Origin of the sequence: Pseudomonas sp. 8O (assembly GCF_902506495.1) — a bacterium.
GTDB lineage: Bacteria > Pseudomonadota > Gammaproteobacteria > Pseudomonadales > Pseudomonadaceae > Aquipseudomonas > Aquipseudomonas chaetocerotis.
This window is the reverse complement of record NZ_LR733264.1, coordinates 873,595-896,090: the sequence shown is the minus strand read 5'-3', so window position 1 is coordinate 896,090 and position 22,496 is coordinate 873,595. Positions and strand designations below refer to the sequence as shown.

Genomic DNA, 22,496 nt, shown 5'->3' with positions numbered 1-22,496 from the left:
TGAAAAACACCTGTCGGGCCGTTCACTCCCGCACCATGTGCGAGAGGGTGCAACAATTTCGCTGCTTCAGCCGGCCCGCTTGGCCGGATTGTGATAAAGGCCGGCGAACAACTGCGCCATGGCGTCTTCACTCGGCTCCTCGGCAGCCTGCAGCCCCACGGCACGGCTGACCAACTGGTGACTACGCGGCACGTGCAGATCATCCGGAATCCGCGGCCCGTCCGTCACATAGGCTACCGGCAGTTGCTGGCCTATAGCCAGACCTAAAACCTCACCCAGACTCGCGGCTTCGTCCAACTTCGTCAGTATGCAGCCTGAAAGGCCACAACGCTTGTAACTATGGTAGGCGGCCTTGAGCACTTGGCTCTGACTTGTTGCGGCCAGTACCAGATAATTCTTCGCCTTGATGCGTGCCGAGGCCAGGCTTTCCAACTGCAGACGCAGCGCCGGATCGTTGCCTGGCAGGCCAGCGGTATCGACCAGCACCACGCGCTTCTTGGCCAGCGGCGCCAAAGCCTGCAGCAGAGACTGACCAGGGTCGATCTGAGTCACCGACACACCAAGGATGCGCCCCAGGGTCTTGAGCTGCTCCTGCGCGCCAATACGGAAGCTGTCCATGCTCACCAGAGCGACCTGTTGTGCGCCGTACTTAAGCACATAACGCGCAGCCAGCTTCGCCAGGGTAGTGGTCTTGCCCATGCCGGCCGGACCGACCAGGGCGATCACACCACCCTCTTCCAACGGCTCGACCTTGGGTGTAGTGATAGCGTGAGCCAGATGCGCCAGCAGCATGCGCCAGGCCTGACGCGGCTCGGCAACGCCGGCCACTTTGCTCAGCAGCGCCTGCGACAGTTCGGCAGACAGCCCCATGCGCTGCAGGCGACGCCATAGATTGGCCTGCTGCGGGCGGCGATTCTGCAGCTGCCCCCAGGCGATGGAACCCAGCTGTACTTCGATCAACTCACGCAAGCCGTGCAGCTCGAAGCGCATGGCTTCCAGTGCACGCGGGTCGACCGCAGGCGCAGCCGATACAGGGGCCTCGACCGGGCGCTGCGGCTTGACCAGGGTCGCCGGCAGCTCGGGCGCCAGCAACGACTCATTGGCGAATAGTTGGCGGTCCTTGCCGGCATCCTGCTCGGCACGCGTGGTCAGCTCAGCCTGAGCGCTGGCGATGCGCGCCTGGGTCTTGCGCAGCTCGGCTTCCAGCGCCGGGTTCGGGCGCACCGGCATCGGCGCCTGATAATCCAGCGCTGCAGTCAGCTCGACACCACCGGCGACACGGCGATTGCCGATGATCGAGGCGTCGGCGCCCAATTCGTCACGCACCAGTTTCATGGCGGTTCGCATATCGGCGGCAAAGAAGCGTTTAACCTGCATGACCCTTTACCTCAGTTCTGGCCAACCGTAGCGACTATGGTGACCTGCTTGTTGTCCGGAATTTCCTGGTAGGCCAGCACATGCATGCTGGGTACCGCCAGCCGCGCGAAGCGCGACAACATTGCCCGGACCGGTCCGGCCACCAGCAGAATCACCGGCTTGCCGAGCATTTCCTGGCGCTGCGCCGCTTCCACCAGGGAACGCTGCAGCTTCTCGGCCATGCCCGGTTCGAGGAGGATGCCATCCTCACCGCCCTGACCGGCCTTCTGCAGACTGTTGAGCAAGATCTGTTCCAACCTTGGCTCAAGGGTTATCACAGGCAGCTCCGGCTCTAGTCCCACGATGCCTTGGACGATGGCACGGGCCAGCGAGACGCGTACCGCAGCGACCATCGCGGCGGGATCTTGACTCTTCGGCGCGACGTTGGCGATGGCCTCGGCGATGGTACGGATGTCGCGCACCGGCACCTGCTCCTGCAGCAGCGCCTGCAGCACCTTGAGCAGGGTCGACAGCGACACCAACCCCGGCACCAGCTCCTCGGCCAGCTTCGGCGAGCTCTTGGCCAGCAACTGCATCAACTGTTGCACTTCCTCGTGCCCCAGTAGCTCGTGAGCATGCTTGTGCAGGACCTGGTTGAGGTGAGTGGCCACCACGGTACTGGCGTCGACCACGGTATAGCCCAGCGATTGCGCCTGATCGCGCTGAGTAGGGTCGATCCACACGGCCTCCAGACCGAACGCCGGATCCTTGGCGGCGATGCCATTGAGCGGACCGAACACCTGGCCAGGGTTGATCGCCAATTCACGATCCGGATAAACCTCGGCCTCAGCCACGCTGACCCCCATCAGCGTCAAACGGTAGGCATTGGGCACCAGGTCGAGGTTATCGCGGATATGCACCGAAGGCATGAGAAAGCCCATTTCCTGCGACAGCTTCTTGCGCACCCCCTTGATCCGCGCCAGCAGTTGACCACCCTGGTTGCGATCGACCAGCGGAATCAGGCGATAACCCACCTCCAGACCGACCATGTCCACCGGGGTGACATCATCCCAACCCAGCTCCTTGACCTCCTGCGCCTTCTGCGCAGGGATCAGTTCCTGTTGGCGCTGGACCTCCTTGACCGCTTCTTCCTTGGTCTTGCGCTGGCGATTGGCGATCCAGTAGGCGCCGGCAGCAGCGATCAGGCCGAGGCTGATAAAGGAGAAGTGCGGCATGCCCGGCACCAGGCCCATGGCAATCATGATTGCCGCCGCCACGGCCAGCGCGCGCGGCGAAGCGAACATCTGCCGATTGACCTGCGCGCCCATATCTTCAGAGGAAGAAACGCGAGTCACCATGACCGCTGCGGCAGTGGACAGCAGCAGGGAGGGAATCTGCGCAACCAGGCCATCACCGATGGTCAGCAGGGTGTAGACCTTGCCCGCCTCGGCGAACGGCAGGCTGTGCTGCAGCACACCGATGGCGATACCGCCAATGAGGTTGATGAACAGGATCAGCAGGCCGGCGATGGCATCGCCACGGACGAACTTGCTGGCACCGTCCATCGAGCCGTAGAAGTCTGCCTCCTGAGACACTTCACTGCGGCGCTTCTTGGCTTCGCCCTGATCGATCAGGCCAGCGTTGAGGTCGGCGTCGATGGCCATCTGCTTGCCGGGCATGGCATCGAGGGTGAAGCGAGCACTGACTTCGGAGATACGCCCGGCACCCTTGGTGACCACCACGAAGTTGATGATCATGAGGATGGCGAACACCACGATACCCACCACGTAGTTGCCGCCGATCACCACTTCACCGAAGGCCTGGATCACCTGGCCAGCCGCTCCATGCCCCTCGTGACCGTTGAGCAGCACCACGCGCGTCGAAGCCACGTTCAGCGCCAGACGCAACAGCGTGGCTGCCAGCAGGATGGTGGGGAATACAGCGAAGTCCAGCGGCCGCAGCGCATAGATACTGACCAGCAGCACCACGATCGACAGCGCGATGCTGAAGGTGAACAGCACGTCGAGCAGGAAGGCCGGGATCGGCAACATGACCATGCCGAGCATGACCAGCAGCAGCAGGGGAATACCCAGATTGCCGTGACGCAGGCCCGCCAGATTGCTGCGGACATCACCGATTAACTGTGCGCGATCTACTGCCACGTCCCTACCCCAAGCCATTCAATCTTTTGACGCGAAAGTGCGTCCTGAAAGGGTAATGGCAAGAAGCGTTCCAGAAATGACAGGGCAGCGTACAAGACGCTCTTTAAGTGTCGCGCCGTAAATCCGGCGGAATCGGCAGGTCCGGCAACGGACCAGGTCGCTTGCCCTTGCCCGCCCGGTACTGCCGCAACTGATAGACGTAAGCGAGCACCTGAGCCACTGCCAGATACAGGCCAGCAGGAATTTCCTGGTCCAACTCGGTCGAGTGATAAACGGCACGAGCCAGAGCCGGCGACTCCAGCACCATCACCTGGTGCTCCTGGGCAATCTCGCGGATCTTCAATGCCAGGAAGTCGCCCCCCTTGGCCAACAACAGCGGCGCGCTGCCCTTCTCGGGGTCATATTTGAGCGCCACCGCAAAGTGCGTCGGGTTGGTGATCACCACGTCGGCCTGGGGAATGGACTGCATCATGCGCCGCTCGGCCATCTCGCGTTGCAGCTGACGAATACGACCCTTGACCTCAGGCTTGCCCTCGGTGTCCTTGTACTCGTCGCGCACTTCCTGCTTGGTCATCATCAGCTTCTGCTTGTGACTCCAAAGCTGGAACGGCACATCCACTGCGGCGATCAGGATCAGCCCGCAGGACAACCAGAACGCGCTCCAACCGACCACATTGAGGCTGTGCAGGATAGCGGGCTCGACCGGTTCATTGGCAATGGCCAGCAGATCGTCCTGATCTGCCGAAAGCACCACCAGCGCCACCGCAAGGATGACCAGAAACTTGGCCAGCGCCTTGAATAACTCGGCCAGCGCCTGAACCGAAAACATGCGCTTGAGGCCTGCCAGCGGGTTCATCCGGCTGGCCTTGGGTTGCAACGCTTCGGCTGAAAACAACCACCCACCCAGGGCAATCGGGCCGGCGATGGAGGCGATCAGCAAGGCAAGCAAAAACGGCTGCGTCGCCAGCAGCGCCTGCTTGCCCGACGCCAGCAGGTACTGGGCCATGCTGCCTTCGTTCATCAACACGTCACGCGGTAGGCTGAAGTTGCCGCGCATGATGTCCATCAGCACATTGCCCATGTAGGCGCCGAAGATGATCAGCGCCACGGTGCCGGTGAGGGTCACCGCCAGTGTATTGAGCTCCTTGGAGCGAGCGATCTGGCCTTTCTTGCGCGACTCTTCAAGTCGCTTGCCTGTAGGTTCCTCGCTCTTGTCGGCGCCACTCTCGCTCTCAGCCATGCTTGCCCCTCATCGCGTCAGAGCGAATTCGCCCAGCTGCTGCAGGGCGTCGCTGGCCAGCGCCTGGAACAGGCTGCCGAAATCGGAGAGGCTCACCCAGAAGATCACCAGACCCATGGCCAGGGTCAGCGGGAAGCCGATTGAGAAGATGTTCAGTTGCGGTGCCGCGCGCGTCATCACGCCGAACGCCAGGTTGATCACCAACAACGCGGTGACGGCCGGCAACGTCAACAACAGGCCGGCACCGATCACCCAGCCCAGCTTGCCAGCCAGCGCCCAGTAGTGATTGACCATCAGGCCCTGGCCATATGGCAGCGTGACGAAACTCTCTGCCAGAATTTCCAGCGCCACCAGATGGCCGTTGATGGCAAGAAACAGCAACGTCACCAACATCAGCATGAACTGCCCGAGCACGGGCACCGATACACCATTGGTGGGATCCACCATGGACGCGAAGCCCAGGCCCATCTGCATGGCAATGATCTGCCCGGCCACCGCGAACAGATGAAAGAACAACTGCAGGATGAAACCGAGCATGGCACCGATCAGCACCTGCTCGAGAATCAACAGCAAGCTGCGCAGGCTGAGCGCATCGATCTGTGGCATCGGCGGCAAGGACGGTACCAGCACCACGCTGATCGCCAACGCCAGATAGAGACGCACACGAGTCGGCACCAGCTGGGTACCGATGATGGGCATCACCATCAGCATCGCGGCGATACGAAACAACGGCAACATGAACTGGCCGACCCAGGCGCTGATCTGCTCGTTGCTCAATTCCAGCATCGCGCCCAGCCCCTCAGCCTATGAGGTACGGAATGTTCTGGATCAACGTCTGGGTGTACTCCATCAGCTGACTCACCAGCCAGGGTCCGGCCCAGATCAGGGTGATCAGCATCACCATCAGACGCGGCAGAAAACTCAGTGTCTGCTCGTTGATCTGCGTGGCAGCCTGGAACATCGCCACGATGAGCCCCACCACCAGACTGGGCACCACCGCCAGACCAACGATCAGGACGATCAGCCATAGCGCTTCGCGAAACAGGTCAACCGCAACCTCGGGAGTCATCAAAGGCCTCGCTATAACGTGCCGAAACTGGCGGCCAGGGTGCCCATGATCAGCGCCCAGCCGTCGACCAGGACGAACAGCATGATCTTGAACGGCAATGAGATGATCAGCGGCGAAAGCATCATCATACCCATCGCCATGAGGATACTGGCGACCACCATGTCGATGATCAGAAACGGAATGAAGATCATGAAGCCGATCTGGAACGCGGTCTTCAGCTCGGAGGTGACGAACGCCGGCACCAGAATGGTCAACGGCACGTCCTCGACGCCGGCCAGGTCGGTGCGTTTGGACAGTCGCACGAACAGCTCCAGGTCGCTTTCGCGAGTCTGCGCCAGCATGAAATCGCGGATCGGCCCCTCTGCCCGAGTCAGCGCCTCCTGAGCGACGATCTCCTCGTTCAGATAAGGCTGCAACGCATCGGTGTTAATCCGGTCGAAAATCGGCGCCATGATGAACATCGTCAGGAACAGCGCCAGGCCGACCAGTATCTGGTTCGAGGGTGTCTGCTGCAGGCCCAGCGCCTGGCGAAGAATGGAAAAGACGATGATGATGCGGGTGAAACTGGTCATCAGCATGACGAACGCCGGGATGAAACTCAGCGCCGTCATGATCAGCAGAATCTGCAGGCTGACCGAGTACTCCTGCTGGCCCTCCGCGTCCGTCGACAGGGTAATGGCCGGGATCGATAGCGGACTGCTGCCCTGCTGAATCAGCGTGCTGGCGCCAGGCGGGTCTTCGGCGAACGCCAGTGATGCGGCGAGACTCAGCACCAGCACCAGCAACAAACGCAGCATCAGGATTTGTCCTTCTGATCCTTGCCCAGCAGCTCCATCAGGCGCTGAGCGAATTCCGGTGTGGCCTGCTCGGCGTCGGCCAGGTGCACGGGTTCCTTGAGCACGTGCAGCGGAGTGATCCGCCCGGCAGACAGGCCCAGCAATATCTGTTCATTGCCCACCTGCACCAGCACCAGGCGATCACGCGGGCCCAGCGCCTGAGTCGCCAGCAGCTTGATCACCTGACCACCGCGCGGAGCCAGTTGCTGCACACGACGCAGCAGCCAGGCGAGCAGGAAGATCAGACCGATCACCAGCAGCAGGCCGAGCAGCAACTGACCGAGCTGGCCGGCTATGTCGCTGCCAGCCATGGGCGTCGCCGCCTTGCCGGTAGGTTCGGCAGCCATGGCCATCAGGGGCATGCTCAGAAACAGAGCGAGAAGACGAGCCATGGTCAGCGCAGCTTCTTGATACGTTCGCTGGGACTGATCACGTCGGTCAGGCGAATGCCAAACTTCTCGTTGACCACCACCACTTCGCCATGGGCGATCAACGTGCCGTTGACCAGCACGTCGAGCGGCTCACCGGCCAGACGATCCAGCTCGATCACCGAGCCCTGATTGAGCTGCAACAGGTTACGGATCGTGATATCGGTGTTGCCCACCTCCATGGAGATGGACACTGGAATATCCAGGATCACGTCCAGATTGGGCCCATCCAGATTGACCGGCAGGTTGCTGGTAGGCGGCGCGCTGCCGAACTCTTCCATCGGCGCACGCGGCGCTGCAGGTTGCGCCGCCTGAGCGGCACCCTGCCCGGCCAGCATGGCATCGATATCGTCCTGATCGGCATCACCTGCCTCGGCCAGCGCTGCGGCCCATTCATCGGCCAGTGCCTGCTCCTCGGGGGAGGTGTTCTCTTCGTCTGCCATCGTGGTTCCTCGCCTGGCTTCTGCTATTCGTTCGCTTCGGGCCTGGTGGCCCTACGGAGGTGCCAGCGCCTCAGCGTTGGCGTTCGATTGGTTCCAGTACCTGCAGGGCCAGATTGCCCTTGTGCGCACCGAGCTTGACCTTGAAGGTCGGCACGCCATTGGCGCGCATGACCACGTTGTCCGGCAATTCCACGGGGATCACATCACCCGGCTGCATATGCAGGATGTCGCGCAGTTTCAGTTGGCGACGGGCCACGGTGGCGGCCAGCGGCACACTGACATCGAGGATGTCCTCGCGCAGGGCCTTGATCCAGCGTTCGTCCTGATCGTCGACATCGGACTGAAAGCCGGCATCGAGCATCTCGCGGATCGGCTCGATCATCGAGTACGGCATGGTGATATGCAGGTCGCCACCGCCGCCGTCCAGTTCGATATGGAAGGTGGACACGACCACCACCTCGCTCGGACTGACGATATTGGCCAGCGCCGGGTTGACCTCGGAATTGACGTACTCGAAGTTGATGTCCATGACCGCGTGCCAGGCTTCGCGCAGGTCGACGAAGGCCTGGTCGAGCACCATGCGCACGACGCGCAGCTCGGTGGGGGTGAATTCACGGCCCTCGATCTTGGCATGGCGCCCATCGCCGCCGAAGAAGTTGTCCACCAGCTTGAACACCAGCTTGGCGTCAAGGATGAACAGACCGGTGCCGCGCAGCGGCTTCATCTTCACCAGATTGAGACTGGTCGGCACGTACAGCGAATGCACGTATTCGCCGAACTTCATCACCTGCACGCCACCGACGGCAACGTCAGCCGAGCGGCGCAACAGGTTGAACATGCTGATGCGGGTATAGCGGGCGAAGCGCTCGTTGATCATCTCCAGCGTCGGCATACGCCCACGGACGATACGATCCTGACTGGTCAGGTCATATTGTTTGACGCTCCCAGGCTCCGCGGCGTCCTCGGTCTCGACCAGGCCGTCATCGACGCCATGCAACAGCGCATCGATCTCGTCCTGGGAAAGCAGGTCTTGCACGGCCATCTTCGGCTCCCGCTACTGCAACACGAAATTGGTGAACAGCACCTGCTCGACCACAGTGCTGCCGGTTTCCTTCTGCGCCAGTTCCTGCACGCTGGCCAGCGCCTGCTGCAGAAGCATCTCCTTACCCAGCGGCGTTTGCAGCGCGACAAAATCCTGACCGGAGAGCAGCATCACCAGACGGTTACGCAATACCGGCATATGCACCTTGAGCTTTTCCATGCCGGCAGTATCGCGACTCATCAAGGCCATGCTGACCTGCAGGTAGCGGGTGCGATTCTGGTGATTGAAATTGACCACGAAGGCCGGCATCAGATCCTGGTAGATGGCTGGCTGACGCACTGGAGCCGCCGGTGCCGCGGCCTCTGCCGGCTCAGCCGCCTCGCTCTTGTCGCCCTTGCTGAGAATGAACCAGGTACCGCCCACGGAAAGGCCAACGGCCAGAAGCAGGCCCACCACGATCAGGATGATGAGTTTGAGCTTGCTCTTGCCGGCGGGTTGTCCGTCGGCAGCCGGTGCCGCTTCTTTCTTAGCCATGCCAATAATCCGTCAGTACCTACGTTCTTTCCGCATTCAAAGGGTTAAGAGCAAGTGTTATGCCAGCATATGAGCAGGCTTGTCTAACTCTGGGCTGCGGATTTAACAGGTCCAGCTCCCTGCTGTCACCCAAAATGCATTCGCCCGAGCACCTTTCGGCAACCCGGGCGAATGCAAGTCTAGCGGAGGAACACCGGTCTTCGGGCATTGCCCAGTGTCGATACAGTACCTGGCCGCTACTTATGCGTAGTAGTCGACCAGCCCACGGCCAGTGGTCACGTGCTCACTGCGCACTTCCTGATGGACACCAGGCTGCAACTCGTCACCGGCAAGCAGACCATCACGCGAGCCGGAACCACCACGACCACCCTCGCCCTGCCCTTGCCAACCACGGTTAAGCGACTGATCGGAAACATTGGCATCGGCCAGGTTCATGCCTTGCTGCGCGAACAGCTCACGCAGACGATGCATCTGCCCTTCCAGCGCTTCACGCACCCCGGCATTGGGGCTGGCAAACGTCACCTGGGCCTGGTCCTGAGACAGGTTCACGCGCACTTCGAGACGCCCAAGATCTGCCGGGTCCAGTTGAATTTCGGCCGATTTGAGGTTCTGGCTGGAAAGCCACATGACGCGATCCACCACCGCCTCACTCCAGCCGCCCTGCTGCATGGCGACCGGCTGACCAGGCACCAATGGCAGACGCTGCGTAGCACCCGCCTGATGATTGAATGCCTGCGTCAGCGCATTGAGCTTGCTGACGAACTGATCGGGTCGAGTGGGCTGAGCACTATCCTTGAGACTCTCCAGCGCCTCCTTGGCCAGGCTTTCCAGCGGCAAATCCAGGGTCGCTTCTTCAGTGTTCTCCACTGACGCCTCGCCTTTGCCCATGGCCGCCATGGCTGCGGCGAAGTCCGTGCTGGTCGCCACACGCGCGCTCTTGATCGCGGCGTCCTGCGGCAACTGGGCCTTGCTCGCCTCTTGCGCCGGTTGCTTGAGCAGCGCCAGCGGGTCGAGCGCTTCTTCCTCCAGCGCCGGCTCGGCAGTCTCGGCGCCATCGCTGCCTGCGCCGGTAATCACCAGCGCCGGCAGCTCCGACGACGCCTCGGTTAGCGGCGCGTCGTCTACCTGAGCCTGGATACCGCCCAGCGCCATTGCCAGCAACGGATCGAGTTCTTCTTCAGCACCCTCCTGCGTCGGCAAGGAATTGCCGGGGGCGGCAACCGCAGGCTGCTCGGCGGCAGTTGAAGCGGCATCGGGCTCCCCTGCTGATGGCGCAGACTTCTGTTCCTGGCTGGTTTTGTCGGTATTGCCAGTGCGCTCGCCAGGCTTGGCCTGACGCTCCTTGGCATACACCTCGGCAAAGCTGGAAGCACCGTTCTTGCTGGGCTCCGGCGCTCTGGCCGGCTGCTTCGCTTTGCTCTTCACCTCAGGCGTAGCCTGCAGGCGTAGGTCGGGCAACACGGACATGGACGCTCTCCGTCTGATGGGTCGTGACAGGATCAGAGCAAAGGGCGGGCCAACTCGGGGAAAGCCGTCAGAGTATGTTCAATGTCTGCTGCGTTAAAAGCAGGCTCTCAGACGCGATAGCGCTGGCGCTCGGATTTGAACAGGATGCGGACGATGGCGAACTCGCGCTCGATCTGCTCGATCAGGGCCGGAGCCGGCTCCAGGGCCTCGCGCCGCCCCGCGTCCTCGAGCTCCTTGCACAAGCTGGCCAGAAGCACCGCCCCCATGTTGCTGCAGCTGCCCTTGAAGCTGTGCGCAGCCAGGCGCAGGCCCTGCGCATCACCCTCAGCCGTAGCTTCATGCAACAGACGCAGACGCTCCTCGGAATCGGCCACGAAGGTATCGAGCAGAATCGGGTATTCGTCCTCCATGACGTCCTGCAGGGCCGCCAGGACGGCATCGTCGAGATGGATATCGGACACCGTGTCACCCCCTGAACAACAGCCTCGCATTATGCCTCAGAGGACCAGCAAAACTCCACGCTGACTCCCTGGCCAACCGGGGCGATCTGGAAACCATCACTGAGCTGACGTACCAGGGCAAGACCGCGACCACACAGGGCTTCGTCACCGAGTGCCATGACAGTGACCGGATCGAATCCGGGGCCACTGTCCTCGACCCGAACGATCAGACGCCCTCCCCCTGCTTCCGGCAGCATCTGCACATGAAATCGGACATAGCCATCCTGCAGGGAGGCCAGACGCAGCCGTCGCTCCCGGTAGTACTCGGCAAAACCACTGGCATCCTGCTTGAGTGAGGAATCCAGGCCCATAACCCCATGTTCCAGGGCATTGGAATAGAGCTCGGCAAGCACGGTATACAGCTCTCCACCACGCGGCCGCAACGCCCGCACGTCCAGCAGCAGCTGCAGCAAAAATGGCAGAGGGTTGAAATGACGCAGGCTCAGTGCACGAAACTCGAAACTGGCTGACCAGTCCATCACGCTGCTCTGACCACTGTCGGCAAATGCCAGTGGGCGAGGACGCTCATCGTCTTCGGCCAAGCCGACCTGAACCATGCTGACGTCATCCTGTTGCTCGCCACGGAACGCCGTCAGTGCCTGCTGGATTTCTTCGAACAATGCCTGCGGCTGACGATTGGACTCCAGAAGCTCGAGCAGACGGGCCTCGCCGAATAGCTGCCCTTGCTGGTCACTGGCCTCGAGCACGCCATCGCTGAGCAGAAAAATACGATCTCCCGGCGCCAGCGGATAGACCTCGCAGCGATCACTGAACGCCGCTGGCTCGAGGATTCCCAGGGGCAGATGGCGTGACACCAATGACTGACGCGGGCGACCATCGCCATGTAGCAGGTAGCCATCCGGCAACCCGCCACTCCACACCTCGAGCAAGCCTCGCTTGCTGCTGATGTTGAGCACGGTGGCGCAACAGAAAACGCCTACAGGAAGGATGCGCTTGAGCTTGGCGTTGATCTCGCGAAGGACCTCGGCAAGGGCATGGCCTTTGGCAGTCATGCCGTAGAACACCTCGGCCAGCGGCATCGCGCCAATAGCCGCCGGCAAACCATGGCCGGTGAAATCGCCCAGCATCACGTGCATGCCGCCAGACGGCTTGTACGCCGCCAGCAGCAAATCACCGTTGAACAGCGCGTAGGGTGACTGCATGTAACGGATATTAGGCGCATCCAGACAGCCGGAATGCGCCACCTTGTCGAATACCGCCTTGGCCACGCGTTGCTCGCGCAACAGGTGCTCATTGTGCCGAGCGATCAGGTCGCGTTGTTTCAATACCGTGTCATGCAATCGGCGCAGACGATCCATCGCACCTATCTTGGCCTCGAGGATCACCCTGTTGTAGGGCTTGGCGAGAAAGTCGTCGCCACCGGCCTCCAGACAACGCACCAGCGCTTCGCCCTCGGTCAGCGAAGTGAGGAAGATGATCGGCACCAGCGCCTCGCCGGCCTGATCCTTGATCCGTCGCGCCGCCTCGAAACCATCCATCACCGGCATCAGCGCATCCATCAGAACCAGATGTGGGCGCTCCTGCTCGAACAGGGCCACCGCCTCCAGGCCATTGCTGGCGGTCAGGACACGGTGGCCCTGACGACTGACGATGGTGGACAGCAGCATACGGTCGGCCGCGTTGTCCTCCGCGATCAGGATGGCAAGACGCTCAGGCATGCTCAGCTGATCTTGAACAGCTGCTCGAAGTTGGAGATGGCGAGGATCTTGCGCACGTCACTGCTGCAGTTGAGCAGGCTGATCTGCGCCGAATCGCCGCCAGCATGGTCACGCAACAGCAGCAGCATGCCCAATGCCGAACTGTCCAGATAGCTGGTGTCGCGCAGGTCGACCTGATAGCGCCTGGGCGTCTGATCGACGCGCTCATAGGCGTCACGAAATTCCTGGTGGGAGGCGAAGTCGAAGCGTCCTCGAATCACAATGGTCAGCTCTTGCCCGTCTGCCGAGGGCTGCGAGGTAATGGCCATGTCTACTCCTTTGTCGAGACTTTGCCAGATAGGGCAGTTCACGTTTGAAGGTGTAGCATCTGGTCGGCAACGAAACAACCTCTATTCAGGGTTCGCCACGGTCGATCAGGCGTTGCGCCAGTTCGTCGAGCAGTTTCTGTTCGCGCTTGTCTTCGGCCAATCGGGCTTCATCGATGTAGCGCTGTACCAGTTTGCGCAGTCCCTCGAGACGCGCATAGCGCTGCTGCCAAACGGCACGCACCTTTTCAAGATTGGCGCGATGCCACTCCAGACTTTGCTGCTGCTGGCCGACTGCCGTCTCCAACTGCGACAGAAAGCGCTGATAGTTCATCAGCCACTGGCCGGAAACGCCCTTGCTACCCTCGCTGATCCACTGCTGCTGGTAGTCACCACGGAAACGCTCCAGCTCACCCAGCTTGGCTTCGGCCTGGCCGACCAGCCCCTGGCAATGCCCGAGTTGGCGCGCGGCCTCGCGCTCGGCCTTTTCTGCCATCTCGACGACCGGCTGCAGGCGCTTGGCGCGACTGAGACTCATCGATGCACGACCTCAGCGATGACGAAAAACACCTTGATCAACGCCATCATTGCCCCAGCAAGGCCGCCAACTGCTCACGACTCTGTGGCATGCCCACACTTTCGTCCAGACCCTGACGCAGATATTGAGCCATGACCGGCTGGCGGGCGATGGCCAGGTCAGTGTCCGCATCGCCACCGGGAACATAGGCCCCCACACTGATCAGATCGCGGCTCTGTTGATAGCGTGACCACAACTGTTTGAATCGCTGCGCCTGCTTGAGCTGCTCGGGCGGCACCACTTGCGGCATGACCCGGCTGATCGAGGATTCGATATCGATCGCTGGATAGTGCCCTTCCTCGGCCAGACGGCGTGACAGGACAAAGTGCCCGTCGAGCACACCACGTGCCGCATCGGCGATAGGGTCTTGCTGGTCATCGCCTTCACTCAGCACGGTGTAGAACGCGGTGATCGAACCGCCGCCGGCTTCGGCATTGCCGGCGCGTTCGACCAACTTGGGCAACTTGGCGAACACCGATGGCGGGTAGCCCTTGGTCGCTGGCGGCTCACCGATAGCCAGAGCGATTTCACGCTGGGCCTGGGCATAGCGCGTCAGTGAATCCATCAGCAACAGAACGTTCTTGCCCTTGTCACGAAAGTACTCGGCGATGCGCGTGCAGTACTGCGCCGCACGTAAACGCATCAGCGGCGCTTCATCGGCCGGAGAAGCCACAACCACGGAGCGCTTGAGACCTTCTTCGCCAAGAATCTCGTCGATGAACTCCTTGACCTCACGCCCGCGCTCACCGATCAACCCAACCACGATGATCTCGGCCTCGGTAAAACGCGTCATCATGCCCAGCAGCACCGACTTGCCCACGCCGGTACCGGCGAACAAGCCCAGACGCTGACCGCGTCCGACAGTGAGCAAGCCGTTGATCGAACGAATGCCGACATCCAAAGGTTGGCTGATGGGGTCGCGATTGAGCGGGTTGATGGCAGGGCCATCCATCGGCACCCAGTCCTCGGCCTTCATCCCGCCTTTGCCATCCAGGGCGCGGCCAGTGCCATCGAGCACTCGGCCAAGCATGGACATGCCCATGGGCAAGCGCCCGGCATCGGGCAATGGCACAACGCGCGCACCCGGCGCAATACCCGCCAGACTGCCCGCCGGCATCAGATAGATCTTGCCCCCGGAGAACCCCATCACTTCGGCCTCGACCTGAACCGGATGGTAGCTGTCTTCGTTGATGACCAGGCAGCGGCTGCCTATGGCTGCGCGCAGCCCTTCGGCCTCCAGGGTGAGACCGACCATGCGCAGTAGGCGGCCTTCGAGTATGGGTTGGCTAGGCAGGCTGATCGCATCACTGTAGCCCTCCAGACGCCGGGCGAAACTCACGCGGTCAACGCGCATCGTCGCGATCCAGGTCCAGGTCCAGATTGATGTCCGCTTCCGGCGGCTGGGTGCTCTGCGCGCGCTGCTGCTCGAACAGTTGCTTGAGTGCCTGCGCCATGCGCGTCTCGACGCTGGCGTCGATTTGGCTATGCTCCGACTCGATACGGCAACCGCCCGGCAGCAGACTGTCATCCTCGAGGATGCGCCAGCTTTCCTCATGACGCTCGCGCAGCGCCTTGATCACTTCGAAGTCCTGGGGGTTGACCTGAATGCGTACGTTGCCCGCCCCCATCGGCAGCAGCTTGAGCGCTTCACGCAGCACCTGGCGAATCTGACTGGAGTCGGTGCTCAGTTCACGCTGAATCACCTCGCGCACCATATGGCTGACCAGACGCACCATGGCCACTTCCATCTGCTGGTCCTGCTCGGCAATCGGATCGAGCAACTGCATCATGAGCGTTTCCAGGCTGCCGACCTTCAGCGCCAAGGCCGCGTCAGCCTCCTGCTTGGCCTTGATCTGGCCGGCATGGAAGCCGTCCTTCTCGCCCGTGGCGAAGCCTTCGTTGTAGGCATCCTGGCGGATGGCTTCGAGCTCATCGAGCGTCAGCGGTTTGACATCTTCGAGTGCGACCTCTTCGATCTGCGCTGCGTCCTGCTCCTCGACCTCGGCCGGAGGCTGCGCCTGTTCATCAGCAACAGCTTCGGCTGCTGCCGGTTCTTCACCCGGCGCATCGAAGCTGGGCAACGCCCAGCGGTCGAACGCGCCGAGATCCTTGGCGCGAATCAGCTCGCTCTCGGGCTCCTTGGCAGCCATGGCTTAAACCATCTCCTCGCCACCCTTGCCGCCGAGCACGATCTCTCCGGCTTCGGCCATGCGCCGGGCGATGGTGAGAATTTCTTTCTGCGCCCCTTCGACGTCGCTGACGCGCACCGGCCCCTTGGCCTCCAGGTCGTCGCGCAGCAACTCGGCTGCGCGTTTGGACATGTTCTTGAAAACCTTGTCCTTGATTGCCTCGTCGGCGCCCTTGAGTGCCAGTACCAGCACCTCGGACGAGACTTCGCGCATCAGTGCCTGGATGCCACGGTCGTCGACATCGGCCAGGTTGTCGAAGACGAACATGAGGTCTTCGATCTGCGTCGACAGGTCTTCGTCCACCTCGCGGATGGAGTCCATCAGCTGACCTTCCACCGAGCTGTCGAGGAAGTTCATGATGTCCGCCGCACGCTTGACGCCGCCCATGGTGGCGCGTGTGGTGTTTGCGCTGCCAGAGAACTGCTTCTCGAGGATCTGGTTGAGCTCCTTGAGCGCGGACGGCTGCACGGTATTGAGCGAGGACACGCGCAGGATGATGTCCAGGCGCACCTTGTGGTCGAAATGGCTGAGCACTTCGCCAGCCTGATCCGGATCGAGATAGGCGACGACGATGGCCTGGATCTGCGGGTGCTCGTAGCGGATCACGTCAGCGACGGCGCGCGGCTCCATCCACTTCAGGCTGTCCAGGCCACTGGTACTGCCGCCGAGCAGGATGCGGTCAATCAGATTACCGGCCTTGTCCTCACCCAACGCAGAAGTGAGCATCTTGCGGATATAGGCATCGGAACCCACACCGAGGCTGGTCTGGTCGCCAACGATATCGACGAACTCGGCCATTACCTGCTCGACCTGCTCGCGATGGATATTGCGCATGCCGGCCATGGCCACACCGACGCGCTGCACTTCCTTCGGCCCGAGGTGACGCAACACCTGTGCGGCATCGGTCTCACCCAGCGAAAGCAGCAGAATCGCAGCCTTGTCGACCTTGTTCAGCTTGGTAGCGGTACGATTCTCACTCATCGGCGTTGATCCACTCTTTCACGACCTGGGCGACGCGGCCAGGATCTTCCGCTACCAGACTCTTGATAGCGTTCAGTTGTGCATCATACCCCTCGCTGGGGCTCGGCAACATGATGCTCTGCGGCCCACCGAGGCTGACGCGGTCGTCGGACAGCTCGCCGTCCAGACCTCCCATTGCGCCAAGTTCCACATCGCCGGAACCTGCCAGCTCCTTGCCCCTGCCGCCGCCGGTGATGTTGTTGAGCACCGGGCGCAGCACACCGAATACCAACACCAGGATGAACAGCACGCCGAGCACCTGCTTGACGATGTCCCAGAACCAGGGCTGGGTGTAGAACGGAATATCGGGGATTTCCTCGCCCAGCGAGGCCGTGAAGGCAGTGTTGATCACACTGACGCTGTCGCCGCGGCTGGCATCGAAGCCCACCGAATCCTGGACCAGACGGGTAAAGCGCGCGAGGTCATCGGTCGTCCACGGCACTCGGCTGCTCTCGCCAGTGGCCGGATCGACACGTACCTGGTCATCCACCACCACCGCCACCGAGAGCCGACGCAGACGCCCCTGCTGCTGACGGGTGTAGCTGATCGACCGGTCCAATTCGAAGTTGCGGGTGGACTGCTCGCGCTTGTCTGCCGGGTAAGGTGCCAGCATCGGCTGGCCGGTTACCGGGTCCATGATCTGCTGGCCATTGGCGTCGACCAGCGGCTGACCCGCGGCGACCGGGCCTGCTGGTGCAGCCGCACCAGCAGCCTGCTCCGGAGCGGCAGCCGGACCCGGTGGCTGATTGGACAAAGCACCCGGCACGCCCTGCGGCGGCAGACTGCTCTGGCGCTGTTCATTGACCTGCTGCTCACTGCGCAGCGCGGGTTGATCCGGATTGAACATTTCGGAGGTGGATTCAACCGAGCTGAAATCCACGTCAGCCGATACTTCCGCCTTGTAGCGACCGGTGCCCAGCACTGGCTGCAGAATGTTGTGCACGCGTTGGGTGAACAACGTTTCCATGCGGCGGGTGTAGTCGAACTGCTTGCCGGCCATGCTCAGCTCGGACAATTCCTGCTGATCGGAAAGCAGATTGCCCTTCTGGTCGACCACCGTGACCTGGCCCTTGTCCAGCTCAGGCACGCTGGTCGCCACCAGGTTGACGATCGCCATGACCTGGCTGGGCTCCAGCCCACGTCCCGGGTACAGCTCGACCAACACAGAGGCAGACGGTTTGCGCTCATCACGCACGAAAACGGACGCCTTGGGCATAGCCAGGTGCACCCGCGCCGCCTTGACGTTATTGAGGCTGGAAACCGTACGCGCCAGCTCGCCTTCGAGGCCACGGCGATACCGGGTCGCCTCCATGAACTGGCTGGTACCCAGGCCCTGTTCACGGTCAAGAATTTCGAAACCGACGCTGTTATCGGTAGGCGCCACGCCAGCAGCAGCGAGGCGCATGCGCGCACGCGCCAGATCATCAGCCTTGACCAGCAGCGCGCCGGAGTTGGGTTCGATGGTGTAATCGATGCCGGAAGTGGTCAGGGTATCGACCACCTGGGAAGCATCCATACCATTGAGGCTGCCGTACAGCGGACGATAGTCCGGTTGCTGCGACCAGAGCACCACGGCAAAACCGATCGCCACGCTGGCAGCCAGACCGACCAACAGGCCGAGCTGACGCAGCACCGACATCTCCGCGAGGTTTTCCAGGAAGCTGAGGCCCAGCAGGGGCTTCTTGGGCTCACCCGGCTCGGCCTTGGCCGGTACGTTTGCTACTGCTGCTTCAGCCATGAATCAATCCTCAGACCGGCATCTGCATGATGTCTTGATACGCCTGTACCAGCTTGTTACGCACCTGGTTCATGGCCTGGAAGGATACGCTGGCTTTCTGCGAGGCGATCATCACGTCGGTCAGGTCGACCCCGCTCTGCCCCATCTCGAAAGCGGTCGCCAGTTTATTGGAAGCCTGCTGGGTCTCGTTGACCTTGTTCACCGCCTGGCCGAGCATTTCCGAGAAACTCGGCGCCCCTTGCACTGGCTCGCTCACAGCAGGTTTCTGACGCGCCATGGCCTCAGCCTGCATGGAACGCATTTCCAGCATCAAGCGATTGAATTCGACACCTTGGCTCATGACTTCCTCCACTGCCCGCTTTTTGACACTAGCGGCGCTATGCAGGGGTATTTGCAACAAGGGTGCCAACAAAGCAGCTACAGGCGGCTTATGGGAATCAGACCGAGGACACGCAGATAAATTAGGCTAACTACCGTCATCCCCGCGAAGGCGGGGACCCAGCGGCAGGAGCCGAATCACCAACAATCTCCGACCAGAGATCCTGCCACTGCGGATTTTGCTCTTCGATCAGACGCAACTTCCAGACACGATTCCATTTCTTGATCGCCTTCTCCCTGGCTATCGCGCCACTCATGCTTTCATGCTGCTCGTACCACACCAGCAACTTCACGCCATAGCGGCGTGTAAAGCCCTCAAGCACTCCCTCTCTATGCTGCCAGACACGCTGCAGCAGATCCGCCGTAACCCCGGTATAGAGCGTGCCATTACGCCGGCTGGCCATGATGTAAACGGCTGGCTGTTTCATGCTGCAGTCCTTTGCAGATTGCGCCCTCCATAAGTATGGAGGCCTATTCAGCGATCAATTCAAACCCGAACGAAAAAAATAATCACTCATACAAGCCAGGACAACCTGAGCACCGCAGCTGGATCCCCGCCTGCGCGGGGATGACCTCGGTTTTTCTATCACCGTCATCCCCGCGAAGGCGGGGACCCAGGCCACCATATCAGCCGTACCCACTCCCCCCGCTCAGCACAGCACAGCACAGCACAGCACAGCACAACTAGCTGGCGTACAGATACGCCTCGACATCCATGCCGGCATCACGCATCTGCGCCAGCTTGTAACGCAAGGTTCGCGGGCTGATGCCCAGGCGCTCGGCAGCCTCCTTGCGACGACCGCGCTCGGCACGCAGGGTATCGATGATGACCTGGAACTCGCGACGGCGAAGATCCTCGCCCAACGCGCCGGCATCGACCGCACTCGGCGACTCAACCGGTTGCGCCATTGGCGGCGCAACGCTCGGCACCACTGCCAGGCGCGGAGCCGTCCCCTGCACCGATTGGCCGATGGGCGCATGCAGGCACAGATCCTGCGCCTGAATCACACCACCCTGCTGCAGGATCAATGCGCGCTGAATGGCGTTGTCCAACTCGCGCACATTGCCCGGCCACTGATGCTGCACCAGGCTTCGCGCAGCCGACTCGGACAGCCTCACGTGAGGCTGATTCATTTTTTTGACGTGCTTGGCTAGCAGTCGTTCGGCCAGCGGCAGAATGTCGGCAGGCCGCTCACGCAACGGTCGCCAGGCCAGAGGGAAGACCGACAGGCGATAATAGAGATCCTCACGGAAGCGCCCCGCTGCCACCTCACCGGCCAAGTCACGGTTGCTGGTGGCCAGCACACGAATATCCAGGTCGATCGGCTTGCGCGCCCCGACCCGCTCTACCTCACGCTCCTGCAGCACACGCAGCAACTTGGCCTGTAGCCCCAGCGGCATTTCGGAAATTTCGTCGAGCAAAATGGTGCCGCTGTCAGCCAGCTCGAACTTGCCCGGCTGAGCAGTGACCGCACCGGTGAATGCGCCCTTCTCATGCCCGAACAAGGTGGCCTCAAGCATGTTGTCGGGAATCGCCGCACAGTTGATGGCGATGAAAGGCCCGGATGCACGCGGCGACTGCTGATGGATATAGCGCGCCAGCACTTCCTTGCCGGTGCCGGACTCGCCGGTGATCATCACCGTCGAATCACTCTGCGCCACGCGGGACGCCAGCTCCAGCAACTGCACGCTGGCCGGCTCGAGCGCTACCGGACCATCACGATCTCCCGCCGTCAATTTTCCGAGTGCATGCCTGGCCACCAGCTCCAGCAACGTGCGCGGCTCGAACGGTTTGACGAGATAATCAGCGGCGCCCTGGCGAATGGCATCCACCGCCCGCTCCACCGCGCCGAAGGCCGTCATCAGCAATACCGGCAGTTGCGGATAACGACTACGAATCTGCGCCAGCAACTGATGACCATCCATACCCGGCATGTTGACGTCACTGACCACCAGCCCGAACGGCTCTTCGGTCAACGCGACCAACGCCGCCTCGGCACAATCGACCGCCCGATAATCATGCCCGCCCAGGCACAGGGTATCGGCCAGGGCTTCGCGCAGCGCGCGATCGTCTTCAACCAGCAGGACTTTGGTAGCCATGGATTACTCCTGATTCGAGTGAGGCGCTGCACCTTGCAGCGGCAAGGAAACGATGGCGCAGGTACCACGACCCGCACGCGATTGCAGCAGCAGCTGGCCCTGATGAGCACGTGCCACCGCCTTGACCACCGCCAGCCCGAGGCCGGTGCCAGTGGTCTTGGTGGTGAAGAAGGGTTCGCCCAGGCGCGCCAGGGTTTCCCGGCTCATGCCTGGCCCGTTATCGCTGACGCACAGGCGCAGCTGGCTGTCGCGGCGATATAGATGAATTTTCAGACGCGCATCACGCCCGGCAGCCTGAATGGCGTTGTCGATCAGATTGAGTACGGTGCCGACCAGCGTGTCGCGATTGCACATCAGCTCGCCGTCGCGCACATCGCACTGCCAGCGCACGGCCATATCGCCCACATGTGCATCGGCAGCCGCACGCAGCGCATCGAACAAGACAGGCGGCGACAGGCGATCCGGCAACGGCAGCTCACCCCGGGCGAAGATCAGCATATCGCGCACCTGGTTCTCCAACTCGTGCAGCCGCTCCTTCAAGCGCCCGGCGAAGCGCTGCTGCTGCTCGGCTGGCAGTACCTGCTCGTTCAGGTGGCTTGCATAAAGCAGCGCAGCGGAGAGTGGCGTACGGATCTGATGCGCGAGAGAGGCGACCATGCGCCCCAGCGCCGATAGACGCTCATGACGAGAAAGCTGATCCTGCAGGCGACGGGTTTCTGTCAGGTCGGTCAGCAGCACCAGCTGCCCCGGCTCCCCGTGCAGAGAACGTGTGGCGATGGAAAGACGGCGACCGTCACGCATGGAGATTTCATGACCATCGTCTTCGCGCGGCGCAAAGTTGCGAGCGATCACCTGGCGCCAGAGCATACCCACCAGTGGCTGTCCGAGCAGTGCACGCGCGACGGGGTTGGCCTCACGCACGACGCCCTGACCGTCGATGACAATCACACCGCCGGGCAGCAGATCCAGCAGGCTTTGCAGGCGATGGGCCAGGCGCTCCTTCTCCGCCAGTTCCTGCATACGCTGAGCACTGACCAGTGCCAGTTGCCCCTTCAACTCATTGACCCGCGCCTCGAGCAGGCTGTAGGACTCGCTGAGCTGATTGGACATCTGATTGAACAGGGCAAAGGCCTGCTCCAGTCCTGCGCGGCTGGCGTGTTCGAGCGGCGCAGATGCGCCTGGCTCGGCTGACTCGGTAGGACGACGGTTGGCTTCCATCTGCTTCTCTCGTACGACGCACCGTCAGAAGACGGTCGGATACAAGAGCTTTAGCAATCCCCGTGCCTACTTTTTTATTCTTATTTATCAATCACTTGAAAAAACAAAGCCGGAGCTCGCGTCAAAGCTCCGGCTTTCGGGTGACCAATTTCCAGTAGGGTGCGCCATGCGCACCAGCTCTACGGGATCATGACTTGTAGAGCTGCGCGGCCGCT

23 protein-coding genes are annotated in these 22,496 nt (G+C 61.8%); all 23 read right to left on the bottom strand.

Annotated elements, in window-relative coordinates; genetic code table 11:
• Positions 1 to 66: 66 nt before the first annotated feature.
• On the bottom strand, positions 67 to 1,377 hold the full coding sequence (flhF, locus tag GV002_RS06810; RefSeq protein WP_160017633.1) for a flagellar biosynthesis protein FlhF: 1,311 nt from the start codon (positions 1,375 to 1,377) through the stop codon (positions 67 to 69).
• A gap of 11 nt (positions 1,378 to 1,388) precedes the next feature.
• The gene (flhA, locus tag GV002_RS06805) at positions 1,389 to 3,536 is read right to left on the bottom strand and encodes a flagellar biosynthesis protein FlhA (RefSeq protein WP_160017632.1); all 2,148 of its coding nucleotides are present in this window, start codon (positions 3,534 to 3,536) and stop codon (positions 1,389 to 1,391) included.
• An 85-nt stretch (positions 3,537 to 3,621) separates the two neighbouring features.
• Positions 3,622 to 4,758 (bottom strand): flagellar biosynthesis protein FlhB, encoded by a 1,137-nt coding sequence (flhB, locus tag GV002_RS06800; protein WP_160017631.1) that lies wholly within the window; start codon positions 4,756 to 4,758, stop codon positions 3,622 to 3,624.
• Between the two features lie 9 nt (positions 4,759 to 4,767).
• Positions 4,768 to 5,544: a flagellar biosynthetic protein FliR gene (gene fliR, locus GV002_RS06795; RefSeq protein ID WP_160017630.1), complete on the bottom strand. Its 777-nt coding sequence runs from the start codon at positions 5,542 to 5,544 to the stop codon at positions 4,768 to 4,770.
• A gap of 13 nt (positions 5,545 to 5,557) precedes the next feature.
• The gene (gene fliQ / locus GV002_RS06790) at positions 5,558 to 5,827 is read right to left on the bottom strand and encodes a flagellar biosynthesis protein FliQ (RefSeq protein ID WP_013714993.1); all 270 of its coding nucleotides are present in this window, start codon (positions 5,825 to 5,827) and stop codon (positions 5,558 to 5,560) included.
• Between the two features lie 11 nt (positions 5,828 to 5,838).
• On the bottom strand, positions 5,839 to 6,624 hold the full coding sequence (gene fliP / locus GV002_RS06785) for a flagellar type III secretion system pore protein FliP (RefSeq protein ID WP_160017629.1): 786 nt from the start codon (positions 6,622 to 6,624) through the stop codon (positions 5,839 to 5,841).
• Positions 6,624 to 7,055 (bottom strand): flagellar biosynthetic protein FliO, encoded by a 432-nt coding sequence (gene fliO / locus GV002_RS06780; RefSeq protein WP_160017628.1) that lies wholly within the window; start codon positions 7,053 to 7,055, stop codon positions 6,624 to 6,626. The genes fliP and fliO overlap by 1 nt, the downstream gene beginning before the upstream one ends.
• Positions 7,056 to 7,057: 2 nt before the next feature.
• Complete coding sequence (gene fliN / locus GV002_RS06775) at positions 7,058 to 7,534, bottom strand: flagellar motor switch protein FliN (RefSeq protein ID WP_160017627.1); 477 nt, start codon at positions 7,532 to 7,534, stop codon at positions 7,058 to 7,060.
• Between the two features lie 70 nt (positions 7,535 to 7,604).
• Positions 7,605 to 8,576 (bottom strand): flagellar motor switch protein FliM, encoded by a 972-nt coding sequence (gene fliM, locus GV002_RS06770; RefSeq protein ID WP_017679168.1) that lies wholly within the window; start codon positions 8,574 to 8,576, stop codon positions 7,605 to 7,607.
• A 12-nt stretch (positions 8,577 to 8,588) separates the two neighbouring features.
• Positions 8,589 to 9,110, bottom strand: a complete 522-nt coding sequence (fliL, locus tag GV002_RS06765) for a flagellar basal body-associated protein FliL (protein WP_160017626.1) — start codon at positions 9,108 to 9,110, stop codon at positions 8,589 to 8,591.
• 240 nt (positions 9,111 to 9,350) lie between these two features.
• Positions 9,351 to 10,577: a flagellar hook-length control protein FliK gene (locus GV002_RS06760; protein ID WP_160017625.1), complete on the bottom strand. Its 1,227-nt coding sequence runs from the start codon at positions 10,575 to 10,577 to the stop codon at positions 9,351 to 9,353.
• A gap of 107 nt (positions 10,578 to 10,684) precedes the next feature.
• On the bottom strand, positions 10,685 to 11,038 hold the full coding sequence (locus GV002_RS06755) for an Hpt domain-containing protein (protein WP_160017624.1): 354 nt from the start codon (positions 11,036 to 11,038) through the stop codon (positions 10,685 to 10,687).
• A 29-nt stretch (positions 11,039 to 11,067) separates the two neighbouring features.
• Positions 11,068 to 12,756, bottom strand: coding sequence for an ATP-binding SpoIIE family protein phosphatase (locus tag GV002_RS06750; protein ID WP_160017623.1), 1,689 nt, complete (start codon positions 12,754 to 12,756; stop codon positions 11,068 to 11,070).
• A 2-nt stretch (positions 12,757 to 12,758) separates the two neighbouring features.
• Positions 12,759 to 13,064, bottom strand: a complete 306-nt coding sequence (locus GV002_RS06745) for an STAS domain-containing protein (RefSeq protein ID WP_160017622.1) — start codon at positions 13,062 to 13,064, stop codon at positions 12,759 to 12,761.
• 85 nt (positions 13,065 to 13,149) lie between these two features.
• Positions 13,150 to 13,599, bottom strand: coding sequence for a flagellar export protein FliJ (fliJ, locus tag GV002_RS06740; RefSeq protein ID WP_021489636.1), 450 nt, complete (start codon positions 13,597 to 13,599; stop codon positions 13,150 to 13,152).
• Between the two features lie 46 nt (positions 13,600 to 13,645).
• The gene (gene fliI, locus GV002_RS06735) at positions 13,646 to 14,992 is read right to left on the bottom strand and encodes a flagellar protein export ATPase FliI (RefSeq protein ID WP_160017621.1); all 1,347 of its coding nucleotides are present in this window, start codon (positions 14,990 to 14,992) and stop codon (positions 13,646 to 13,648) included.
• On the bottom strand, positions 14,982 to 15,788 hold the full coding sequence (fliH, locus tag GV002_RS06730) for a flagellar assembly protein FliH (RefSeq protein WP_160017620.1): 807 nt from the start codon (positions 15,786 to 15,788) through the stop codon (positions 14,982 to 14,984). Before fliH ends, fliI begins: the two co-directional genes overlap by 11 nt.
• Positions 15,789 to 15,791: 3 nt before the next feature.
• Positions 15,792 to 16,808, bottom strand: coding sequence for a flagellar motor switch protein FliG (gene fliG, locus GV002_RS06725; protein WP_160017619.1), 1,017 nt, complete (start codon positions 16,806 to 16,808; stop codon positions 15,792 to 15,794).
• On the bottom strand, positions 16,801 to 18,585 hold the full coding sequence (fliF, locus tag GV002_RS06720) for a flagellar basal-body MS-ring/collar protein FliF (protein ID WP_160017618.1): 1,785 nt from the start codon (positions 18,583 to 18,585) through the stop codon (positions 16,801 to 16,803). Before fliF ends, fliG begins: the two co-directional genes overlap by 8 nt.
• A 10-nt stretch (positions 18,586 to 18,595) precedes the next feature.
• The gene (gene fliE, locus GV002_RS06715; RefSeq protein ID WP_160017617.1) at positions 18,596 to 18,925 is read right to left on the bottom strand and encodes a flagellar hook-basal body complex protein FliE; all 330 of its coding nucleotides are present in this window, start codon (positions 18,923 to 18,925) and stop codon (positions 18,596 to 18,598) included.
• A gap of 136 nt (positions 18,926 to 19,061) precedes the next feature.
• Positions 19,062 to 19,391 (bottom strand): GIY-YIG nuclease family protein, encoded by a 330-nt coding sequence (locus GV002_RS06710; RefSeq protein WP_160017616.1) that lies wholly within the window; start codon positions 19,389 to 19,391, stop codon positions 19,062 to 19,064.
• 256 nt (positions 19,392 to 19,647) lie between these two features.
• Positions 19,648 to 21,063 carry a sigma-54-dependent response regulator transcription factor FleR gene (fleR, locus tag GV002_RS06705; RefSeq protein ID WP_160017615.1) on the bottom strand — a complete coding sequence of 472 codons (1,416 nt, stop codon included), beginning with the start codon at positions 21,061 to 21,063 and terminating at the stop codon, positions 19,648 to 19,650.
• A 3-nt stretch (positions 21,064 to 21,066) separates the two neighbouring features.
• Entirely contained in the window at positions 21,067 to 22,281 is a 1,215-nt protein-coding gene (locus tag GV002_RS06700) for a sensor histidine kinase (protein ID WP_160017614.1), read from the bottom strand.
• Between the last annotated feature and the right edge of the window lie 215 nt (positions 22,282 to 22,496).